Here is a 9,644-nt window from a genome sequence, read left to right as displayed (position 1 = left end):
ACTCCCACACCGGTCCAACACCGAAAAGAACTGAACCTTCTGCTCCGGCGTGTATTTCCTCCTGCTGGCAGCTTCTTCCGTTAAAGACGACACGGTCGTTGCAACTCCCAAAAATTCTGGGTGTTGCAACGACCGCTAGAACCCGCCGTGGCGGGTGCCGGGCCTTCGCTATTGAATAGTTGAGTGGTGATCCGGTGGCTGCGCTCGGCGAGCCTGGAGCGAGCCGGGAGACCGTGCGTAAATTAGCCCAGATACCAGCCTGGGGGAGTCCACGATGCAGGAACATTGTGGGCTGAGAAATCTTCGCAACGGGTGCAGGTGTAGGCGACTTCGCCCAGTGTCCTGACCGCCCCGTCACGCCGGTAAACCGGTGGAATGTAGGACTCGAGATAGATGAATTCATCCGTGCCACATTTGTCGCACGTGGGCTTGCCGATGTACTCGGCAGCCCGCGAAATGCCGGCGGTATGGCTGGAATGATGCGTGACCAGCGGCCGTACGGTGCTATGTCGCTGGGTATATACAGTGTGTAAATGGGTGTTCTCGGCTGTCGTCATTGGCTGCCTATCCCGAGTGCGGCCGCATCATGGGCTGCATGGCGCACTCGTAGTGTTGAACCGGCCACTGCTTGACCCATGGATATTCCAGCATAGGCGAGGCAGGCTTTTACTTCAATGGTTCGTTTCCAGCCCTGATTCCTGCGGCAAATTCGGTCAAACCGACTTCTTGAGCGTCCGCCCGACGATGGTCTGGGTCAGCGCATCGATCACTTCGGCGTTGGCCAGCGGGTTCCGGATCAGGGTGAAATCCACATCGCCCACTGGAGGCAGGTCGAACCGGCGGGTGATGATCTTGAGGTCTTCGGGAACCAGCGACGTCGGCATCACAGCCACGCCGATGCCTGCCCGGAGTGCCGCCAGGACACCACTGATCTGCCGGGTAGTGCACGTGATCCGCCAGGTCCGGCCACTTGATTCCAGTGCATCGATGGCCAGCTTCCGGCTGAGGCTGGGGGAGGGGTATGAGATCAGCGGTACGGGATGCCCGGGCTCCAGTGACGTCTGTTCCAGCCCCACCCAGGAAAATGTGTCGTGCTGGACCACGGTGCCGTCCTTGACGCCAGCCACCCATTTCACAAACACGAGGTCCAGCTGGCCGGCATTGAGTTTCTTGTACAGCTGGTCGCTCTGGCCAACGGTGAGCTCAAGGTTGATCTGTGGATAGACCTGGCGGAACTCCCGAAGGATCCGGGGGAGGCCGGTGATGGCCAGGTCGTCCGCCGTGCCGAACCGCAGCCGGCCCCGCATGGCCGAGCCGGAGAAGTAACGGGTGGCGGCATCGTGGGCCGAAAGGATGGTGCGGGCGAAGCCGGCCATCGCGTCACCGTTGTCCGTGAGCCGGACATCGCGGGTGTCCCTGCTGATGAGGATGCGCTTCGCCGCCGTCTCCAGCTTGCGGACATGCTGGCTGACGGTGGGCTGTGCCAGGCCCAGGCGCTCCGCGGCCTTGGTGAAGCTGAGCGTCTCGGCTACGGCCAGGAAGGAACGGAGCTGGGTGGGTTCGTACACAGTGGACTCCTTTGGCTGCGGGCTGACTGTCCACCCACGTCAGCGTGGGTGCTATTACGCTTTGTAATGGTATTTATAGGCGAGATAGGGCTGCATAATCACCTGGAACCAGCCTAGCGTGGGAAGCATCCCAGTCCGCCCGCTTCCCTGAGGACATCCCTGTGGCACCCCCACCGCCAACGTCGGCAACCGTCAGCCAGCCCGTCATCGACTCCGCCTCCGCGTCCGCTACCGCCGCCTCCGCCCAGACCCAACCCATCGCCGTCGTCAGTGAACACCTTCCCTGGCGGCACACGTTTATCTCCCTGCGGGTCCCCAATTTCCGCATCTTCGCGATCGGGCACTTTGTCGCCGTCGTCGCCCTCTGGATGCAGCGGATCGCCCAGGACTGGCTGGTGCTGGAACTGTCCGGTTCCGTCACCGCCGTGGGCATCACCGTGGCGCTGCAGTTCATGCCGTCGCTGCTTCTGGGGCCGTGGGGCGGCATGATGGCGGACCGGTTCGCCAAGCGCAGGATCCTCATCCTGTGCCAGAGCCTCGCCGCGGTCCTCGCGGCGGCACTGGCGGTGCTTGCCCTGACCGGCGCCATCGAAGTGTGGCACGTCTACGTCATCGCGCTGCTGCTGGGCCTGGTCACCGTGCTGGATCAGCCCGCGCGTCAGGTGTTCGTCAACGAGCTGGTGGGTCCCAGGTACCTCCGGAACGCCATCAGCGTCAACTCAACCACGTTCCAGCTGGGCGGCCTGATCGGTCCGGCTCTGGCAGGACTGCTGCTCACCGCCGTCGGCGCGGGCTGGGCTTTTGCCGCGAATGCGCTGGCGTGCTGCTCCACGGTGACCATGCTGCTGCTCCTGCGCAAGGACCAGCTGTTCGTCAGCGCTCCCGCCCCCAAGAAAAAGGGGATGCTGCGTGAGGGGCTGCAGTACGCGCTCAGCAAGCCCACCATCTACTGGCCGTGGCTGATGGCCGGCTTTATCTCCGTCTTCGCCATGAGCCTGCCGGTCCTGCTTGCCGCATTCGCGGACCACGTGTACGACGTCGGTGCCGGCGGCTATGGCCTGCTGAACGCCCTGGTGGCACTCGGTGCGTTGGCCGGTGCTGTCGCGTCCACGCGGCGCCGCCAGTTGAGGCTCCGCTCCGTGGTGTTCTGCGCCGGAATGTATGGCCTGATGCTGTGCCTGGCCGCGCTGGCGCCGTCCATGGTGTGGTTCAGTGTGGTGATGGTCCTGTCCGGATTCTGGTGCCTGATGTTCCTGACCGGTTCCAACCAGCTGGTCCAGATCAGCTCCAATATGGGCATCCGGGGCCGGGTCATGAGCCTGTACATCATGGTGCTGATCGGCGGCCAGGCTATCGGCGGGCCCATGCTCGGCTGGATCGCCGAGCACGTGGACCCGCACGTGGCACTAATGGTGTCCGGCGGGGTGCCGGCGCTCGCCGCGGTGACTGTCGCCGTCGTCCTGGCCCGAAAAGGCGCGCTGGCGCTCAGGGTGGACCTTAAGGACCGCCGCCACCTGCTGCGGATCGTCAGCCGGGTGGCCCCGGCGTAAAAGGCGGGGCGTAAAGGTCCGCGGCCAAGCTGGCCGCGGACCGACAGGTGCCCGCTAAGCGGGCAGGTGCGGGTACTCCGCCTCGCGCCGCTGGAACTCCAGCACGTCCTTGTTGAGGACCACGCCCTCGCGGATTTCGATGGCGCGGGAAATGGTTTCGTTCATGTCCCACTCCTCAGGGCCGCCGATGACCGTCTCAAGGAACGGCAGCAGGGCCTGGCTGATCTCCCAGCTGGAGGAATTCCAGAGGTAGGACGGGCTGTGGTCCACCGCGTAGTAGTTGATGTGGTCGCCGATGGTGAACATCGGTTCGGCGAACGTGGTGGAGCGCGCCCAGCTGAAGCCCATGCCCTCGTCGCAGGACACGTCGACCACCAGGCTGCCCGGGCTGAACGCCGCGAGGTCCTCAGTCCGCAAGTACGTCAGCGGATTGTTCGGGTCCTGCAGCGTGCAGTTGACCACGATGTCGCTTTCGGCCAGGAACGGCGCCAGCGGAACCCGGCCCCGCTCGGTGATGACCTGGCTCAGGAAGGGGGCCTTGTCGTCGTGATCAAACTGGACGATGTTGACCGAGTGGATCGGGGCGCCGACGGCGGCGACTCCACGGTTGGTGAGCACCTGGACATCGTGGATGCCGTGCGCGTTCAGCGCGGTCACGGCGCCGCGGGCGGTAGCGCCGAAGCCGATCACCACGGCACTGAGCCGGCGGCCGTAGTCGCCGGTGGATCCGGTGAGTGAGAGCGCATGAAGCACCGAGCAGTAGCCGGCCAGCTCGTTGTTTTTGTGGAACACGTGCAGCCCGAAGCCGCCGTCGCTCGCCCAGTGGTTCATCGCTTCGAAGGCAATGAGCGTGAGCTTCTTGTCGATGGCCAACTGCGTGATGGCACGGTCCTGGACACAGTGCGGCCAGCCCCAGAGGATCTGGCCGTCCCGCAGTTCCGCGAGGTCCTCCGGCTGGGGCTTGGGCAGGAGTACGACGTCGGACTCCGCCAGCAGCGCTTCCTTGGTGGCCATTTTGCCCACGAGGGTTGAGAGGTGGTCATCCGAGACGCCGAAGCGCTCGCCGTAGCCCTGCTCCAGGATGATGCGCTGGCGCAGTTCCGGAGCGATCCGCTCGAAATGCAGGGGGTGGATGGGGAGGCGGCGTTCGTCCGGTTTCCGGGTGGACGCCAGGACGCCCAGGGTCAGGTGGCTCTGTTTGCCACTCACTTCTTTTTTGCGGCCTTGGACGTGATGTCCAGGGAGGTGGCCGGGGCTCCGGCGGCCCGCTTGTCGGCGCGCTTTTCCTTGATGGACTTGCCGGCTTTTTTGGATGCTGCTTGACGCGGGGACTTGTCAGCCATGATTGCTCCTGTAGCGGAACCGAAGAGGTTCCTGACTTCTGACGATACACGGCTGGGCCTAACAGCCCCCGGGTGATGGGCCGTATGGAGTGGGAGTCGCCGCGCCAGCGCGCCAGCTGCTGTGGTGCGAAAAACGGTGGTGAGAAAGATTGGAGCGGCTGACGGGAATCGGACCCGCGTATCAAGCTTGGGAAGCTAGCGCTCTACCATTGAGCTACAGCCGCATCGCCCCGTTTTGAGCGGGGCAGAACTTAGCTTAGCGCAGATGCGATCACGCGCCAGCAACAGTGACCACGCACTGGACCCGTGTCCGCCGGGATGGCCGCTACCGGCCGCGTCATCCAGTAACTCTTCAATAACGGCGCTGTCGGTGGCTAGGTCCGGGGCGGGCCGAGTGGCTACTCTGAACCCGTTAGCTGCGGTGTCATGGGGGTGGGGCGGGCTACCACCTGACCAGCCGCTAACTAAGGACTCCCATGGTATTTGCAGAGCACGAGGTGCTTATCCGGTGCGACGCAATGACCGTGTACGCGTTCCTGGTGGATGGAATGAACCTTCCCCTATGGCGCAAGGGCATCCGCAGCATCGACTTGATGTCCGGTGCCGCCGGAACCAAGGGCGCTGTGTACCGGCAGACAACCACGGGCCGGTCAGGACGGACAATCCCCGCCGACTTTGAAATAACGCAGGCCCGGCCGGGCGCCGAGATCCAGTTCCGTGTGATCTCCGGACCCTCGCAGCCCACCGGCGGGTACTACCTCAGCACCGAATCGGCCGGCACCCGGGTCAGGTTCGCCCTCGAATACCAGCCCAAGGGCCTCCTGGGCCTGATGAACACCGGCATCCAGCGCACCATCAGGGCCGAAGTGTCCCAGCTCGCACGGCTCAAAGATGTCCTGGAAATACGGACGGCCGCCTGAGGGCTACTGCGCCAGCCGCTGGCCCGCCCAGCTTCCGGTGATGTTCGACGGCGACGCCAGGGTTCCGGTGCTCAGGTCCCAGTACTGCACCACATCGTTGGCCCGGCGGAGTGCCACTCCCGTGGAATTCAGGGCTGTTACGTCCCGCAGCGGTCGGATCCCGGTCACATCGGTCCAGCCGATGGCGACGGTGAGCCGGGCTTCGGCGCGTGGCGCCGGAGTGCCGGCTCCGCGGTAGAGCAGCACACCGCCGTCGGACCTAATGGCCAGGAGATCCTGGAAACCGTCGGCGTCATAGTCCACCATGCTCAGCTTCCTGGCCGATACTCCAGTGGCCATGGTTGTGCGTGAGGATATGTCCGCCAGGCCCATATTCGGGTAGAGGTACAGGTTGCCGGCGGTATCCAACGCGACGATCTGGGGCAGACGGTTGTTGGCACACCAGCCGCCCACAGCCAGCGTCATGGTTTCCCAGCCGCCGGAGCCCAGCGTGAACGAGGTTTGGAACCCTCCGGTGGCGATACCCCGGTGGAGCGTCAGACGGCCGTCGTTCCACTGCGTCAGGAGGTCATAGGCGCCGTCGCGGTCCCAGTCAGTGGTGAACACTTCCTTGGCCGTTCCGAAACCGGAGCCGATGACCTTGGCAGCACCAAAGGTCCTGTTCCCTGTGGAGGGGCGGTTAATGAGCTGGCCCGAAGCGTTAATGCTCACCAGGTCGGCGGCACTGTTGATCGCCGCGCTGATCAAATCCAGGGTGGGCGGCATGTGCTTGACGGCCGGATCGCACACGGTTGGCGGCGGAGGGGGGAAGGCGCCCCCGCCGGTGGAGCTTCCTCCGGGGGAGGTGACGGTGCCGGCGGGCAGGGTGGTGTAGCCGAAGAAGTTCACCACGCCCCAGATCGTGTAGAAGTTGTTGGTGTAGGAGATCCCGGCGCCCATGACGTTGAACCGGGGATCAAGGAGCATGGCGTTGTGGCCGGGCGAGGTTTTCCACCACTCAACGAGCATTGCGGCGTTGCGGTCCGTGCGGATGGCGATGACCTCGCCGGCGCCATTGTTGGGACTCAGGGCGCGGGGATCGGTCCAGAAGCTGGCGCGGTGTTCAATGACGTCCCGGGAAGCGATGCTGTCGGACCATTCCTGGGCCATGCCCGCCACCGTGGGGTGGTACTTGACCGGTGCCAGGCCCTTGGACACCCGGTACTCGTTGATCTTGGTGAAAACCGTGAGGATGGCGGCCGTGTTGCTGTCCGGCACCAGGGCCTCGGTGCCAAGGGACTCGGTAGCGAGGGATTCCGTTGCGGGGGCCGGCGGGGTGGGGGCGGCGGTTTTGTTCTGGCGCAGTTCCGCGTCGGGGGCCCAGAGGGGTGGCAGGGAGGGCGGCTCGGGCGCGATGGGCACGGAGGTGGTAGCAACGGGGGCCGCCACTGTCGCGGCCGGCGGCACCGTTGCGGTGCCTGACGTGCCTTCGTCCCCGGCGGGCGTCACCGGTGTGATCACCGGTTCCACGGCTGGGGCGAGCAGGGACCCGGTGCCGGTCTTAACGTCGGGTGCGCCGCCGTCGTCCGCTGTTCCCGACGGTCCCAACGTGACCGTGCGCGGTCCAAAGGCACCTGCCTGGACGGACGGCGCATTCTCCGGCGGGCCGGAATACATGCCGGCGGCCGGGGACACGAGGGCGAGCGCGCACAACATGGCCACAACGGCGGGCGCCGCATATTTATTCAAAACCAACCCCAGATCAGTTCAGTTGTACCAACCGGGAGACCATCCGGCGGCTGACATGCTGAGGCAACATTAGCCCCACTAGGCGACTGCAACAACGAAAAAGTGTGCGCTGTGGACAACGCAAGGTAATTTGGGACGGTGCTGATCTCTGACCGCGACATTCGTGCCGAACTAGACACCCAACGGATCGTCCTCGAACCGTACGATCCCGCGATGGTCCAGCCATCCTCGGTGGACGTGCGGATCGACCGGTTCTTCCGACTTTTCGACAACCATAAGTACGCGCACATCGACCCCGCCGAAGAGCAGCCCGAGCTGACGCGGCTTGTGGAGGTGGAGAGCGGTGAGCCGTTCATCCTGCACCCCGGCGAGTTTGTCCTGGGTTCCACCTACGAGGCCGTCACGTTGCCGGACGACATTGCTGCGCGGTTGGAAGGCAAGTCCTCCCTGGGCCGGCTGGGCCTGCTGACGCACTCCACGGCCGGGTTCATTGATCCGGGGTTTTCCGGCCACGTCACGCTGGAGCTGTCCAACATGGCCACGCTGCCCATCAAGCTCTGGCCCGGCATGAAGATCGGCCAGCTGTGCTTCTTCCGGCTGACCTCTGCTGCTGAGTTCCCGTACGGTTCCGGGGAATACGGCAACCGCTACCAGGGCCAGCGCGGGCCGACAGCCAGCCGCAGCCACCTGAACTTCCACCGCACCGAGGTCTGAGCCTTTTCCATCGAGGGGTGAGGTCTCGGCTCTAACGGTCCGATATTGCGCCGAGATCTCACGTCTCGGTGCGGGGAGCGTGGTGGCCTACGCCTTCGCGGCCAACCGGACAGGCCCGCCGAACGCCTTGAGCACCGGTTCCACATAGCGTGCGGCCAGCGGCCCGAGGACGGCCATGATCAGCACGTAGGCGGTTGCCAGGGCGGCGAGATCGTCCGGGACTACGCCCGACGCCACGGCCAGGCCGGCGATAACGATGGAGAACTCGCCGCGGGCAATCAGGGCGGCGCCTGCACGGAAGCGGCCCGGGCGTGCAATTCCGGCCCGCTTGGCAGCCCAGATGCCCGTGAGCATCTTGGTAGTCGCAGTGAAGGCCGCCAGGATCAGAGCCCAGCCGAGTACCGGCGGGATGGTCGACGGGTCTGTGTTGAGCCCGAAGGCCACAAAGAAGATGGCCGCAAAGAGATCCCGCAGCGGTTCCAGGATCCGGGTGGCGCTATGGGCGGTAGCTCCCGAGATCGCTATACCCAACATAAACGCGCCCACTGCGGCCGAAACCTGCAGGGCTGACGCGACGCCGGCCACCAGCAGGGCGGCGCCGAGCAGGTTGAGCAGGAATACTTCGGAGTTTTCGCTGTGCACCGCTTTTGATACACGGTGGCCGTGCCGCAGCGCCACCATTAACACGACGGTGACCACGGCCAGCGAGATTGCTACCGTGGTGAGCCCGCCCAGGAAGCTCACGCCCGCGAGGGTGGCGGTGAGGATGGGCAGGTACACAGCCATGGCCAGGTCCTCGAACACGAGGATGGACAGCACCACGGGGGTCTCGCGGTTACCGATCCGGCCCAGGTCCGTGATGACTTTGGCGGCGATCCCTGAGGACGATATGTACGTGACACCGCCCATAACCATGGCGCCCACCGTTCCCCAGCCGAGCAGGAGCGCCAGCGCCGCGCCGGGCAGGAAATTCAGCACCAGGTCAAGAACACCGGCCTGCCAGGACCTGCGCAGACCGGTGAAAAGCTCGGCAGCCGTATATTCCAAACCGAGCATAAGCAGCAGCAGGATCACGCCGATTTCGCCCGAGAGATGTGCGAATTCGTGCATACCTTCGAGTTTGACCACGCCACCTGCGCCGAAGGCGAGTCCGCCAACGAGGTAGAGCGGGATGGGTGACATTCCGATCCGTCCGGCCAGCCTGGCCAGGAGGCCGAGGCAGAACACAACGGCCCCCAGTTCAATGAGGGTCAGGGCCAGCGGGTCCATGACGCTCAGCCGTTGCGCAGGATGTCGGCCGCCGAATCGAGGCCTTCTTGCGTTCCAACTGCAACGAGGAGGTCACCGGAGTGAAGTACGACGTCGGGTCCCGGCGACGGGAGCACTTCGCCTTCACGCATGATCGCCACGATCGAGACTCCGCAACGGGTGCGGATGCAGGCCTTCCCCATGGGCTGGTTCTGGAACGGGGATTCCGGGGCGATGGAGAACTGCCGGGTCACGATGCCCGGGATCTCCCGGTGCTCTTCAGTCAGCTTCATGGCAAGGTGCTGCCCGCCCAGGAGGTTACCCAGGGTGGCGGCCTCGTCGCCGGTCAGGGGAATCGACGCCTGGCAGGTGTCGGGATCGTCCCAAGTGGAAACGATGAGTTCCATCGTGCCCTCGCGCAGCTCCACGACGCCGATGCGGCGGCCGGAAGTCGTCATGAAGTCCTTCCGCCGGCCCAGGCCGGGGAGGTCAGTCTCGTCCACGTTCATACCACCAGCCTAGTCTTTGCAGGCCGGTTTCGGGCGGGGGTGCCCACGGCGGCGCGAGCGGACA

9 protein-coding genes and 1 tRNA gene are annotated in these 9,644 nt (G+C 64.9%); 3 read left to right on the top strand and 7 right to left on the bottom strand.

What is annotated here, in order from left to right; translation table 11 throughout:
- Positions 1 to 713: 713 nt before the first annotated feature.
- Complete coding sequence (locus CXR02_RS18285; protein WP_056341377.1) at positions 714 to 1,568, bottom strand: LysR family transcriptional regulator; 855 nt, start codon at positions 1,566 to 1,568, stop codon at positions 714 to 716.
- Positions 1,569 to 1,729: 161 nt separating this feature from the next.
- On the opposite strand from CXR02_RS18285, the gene CXR02_RS18280 reads away from it, so the two are divergent.
- A complete protein-coding gene (locus CXR02_RS18280) occupies positions 1,730 to 3,118 on the top strand; it encodes an MFS transporter (RefSeq protein WP_104063273.1) in 1,389 nt (462 codons plus the stop codon).
- A gap of 54 nt (positions 3,119 to 3,172) precedes the next feature.
- Here the strand turns inward: CXR02_RS18280 and CXR02_RS18275 are convergent, their stop codons facing one another.
- The 3 genes from CXR02_RS18275 to CXR02_RS18270 all read right to left on the bottom strand — a co-directional run bounded on the left by CXR02_RS18275 (position 3,173) and on the right by CXR02_RS18270 (position 4,685).
- Entirely contained in the window at positions 3,173 to 4,327 is a 1,155-nt protein-coding gene (locus CXR02_RS18275) for a N(5)-(carboxyethyl)ornithine synthase (protein ID WP_104063272.1), read from the bottom strand.
- Complete coding sequence (locus tag CXR02_RS22470) at positions 4,324 to 4,461, bottom strand: hypothetical protein (protein ID WP_167349828.1); 138 nt, start codon at positions 4,459 to 4,461, stop codon at positions 4,324 to 4,326. The genes CXR02_RS18275 and CXR02_RS22470 overlap by 4 nt, the downstream gene beginning before the upstream one ends.
- Positions 4,462 to 4,611: 150 nt before the next feature.
- Positions 4,612 to 4,685: transfer RNA gene (locus CXR02_RS18270), tRNA-Gly, on the bottom strand.
- A gap of 252 nt (positions 4,686 to 4,937) precedes the next feature.
- On the opposite strand from CXR02_RS18270, the gene CXR02_RS18265 reads away from it, so the two are divergent.
- Positions 4,938 to 5,381, top strand: coding sequence for an SRPBCC family protein (locus CXR02_RS18265; RefSeq protein WP_104063271.1), 444 nt, complete (start codon positions 4,938 to 4,940; stop codon positions 5,379 to 5,381).
- 3 nt (positions 5,382 to 5,384) lie between these two features.
- On the opposite strand, the gene CXR02_RS18260 is transcribed toward CXR02_RS18265, so the two are convergent.
- A complete protein-coding gene (locus CXR02_RS18260) occupies positions 5,385 to 7,109 on the bottom strand; it encodes a CAP domain-containing protein (protein WP_308470701.1) in 1,725 nt (574 codons plus the stop codon).
- A 138-nt stretch (positions 7,110 to 7,247) separates the two neighbouring features.
- Here CXR02_RS18260 and dcd point away from each other — a divergent pair, with 138 nt between their 5' ends.
- The gene (gene dcd / locus CXR02_RS18255) at positions 7,248 to 7,823 is read left to right on the top strand and encodes a dCTP deaminase (RefSeq protein WP_104063269.1); all 576 of its coding nucleotides are present in this window, start codon (positions 7,248 to 7,250) and stop codon (positions 7,821 to 7,823) included.
- A gap of 87 nt (positions 7,824 to 7,910) precedes the next feature.
- On the opposite strand, the gene CXR02_RS18250 is transcribed toward dcd, so the two are convergent.
- Positions 7,911 to 9,092, bottom strand: coding sequence for a cation:proton antiporter (locus CXR02_RS18250; protein WP_104063268.1), 1,182 nt, complete (start codon positions 9,090 to 9,092; stop codon positions 7,911 to 7,913).
- Between the two features lie 5 nt (positions 9,093 to 9,097).
- On the bottom strand, positions 9,098 to 9,580 hold the full coding sequence (locus CXR02_RS18245) for a cation:proton antiporter regulatory subunit (RefSeq protein WP_056341364.1): 483 nt from the start codon (positions 9,578 to 9,580) through the stop codon (positions 9,098 to 9,100).
- Positions 9,581 to 9,644 lie beyond the last annotated feature (64 nt).

Source organism: Arthrobacter sp. 4R501, from assembly GCF_002929755.1.
GTDB lineage: Bacteria > Actinomycetota > Actinomycetes > Actinomycetales > Micrococcaceae > Arthrobacter.
Note: the sequence above shows the minus strand (reverse complement) of the source record. Positions and strands in the feature narration are given on the sequence as shown.

What these genes read in the sequence shown, in the direction of transcription:
- CXR02_RS18265 (WP_104063271.1), top strand. Translation starts at nt 4,938, where the DNA reads ATGGTATTTGCAGAGCACGAGGTGCTTATCCGGTGCGACGCAATGACC.
- CXR02_RS22470 (WP_167349828.1), bottom strand. Translation starts at nt 4,461, where the DNA reads ATGGCTGACAAGTCCCCGCGTCAAGCAGCATCCAAAAAAGCCGGCAAG.
- CXR02_RS18245 (WP_056341364.1), bottom strand. Translation starts at nt 9,580, where the DNA reads ATGAACGTGGACGAGACTGACCTCCCCGGCCTGGGCCGGCGGAAGGAC.
- CXR02_RS18250 (WP_104063268.1), bottom strand. Translation starts at nt 9,092, where the DNA reads ATGGACCCGCTGGCCCTGACCCTCATTGAACTGGGGGCCGTTGTGTTC.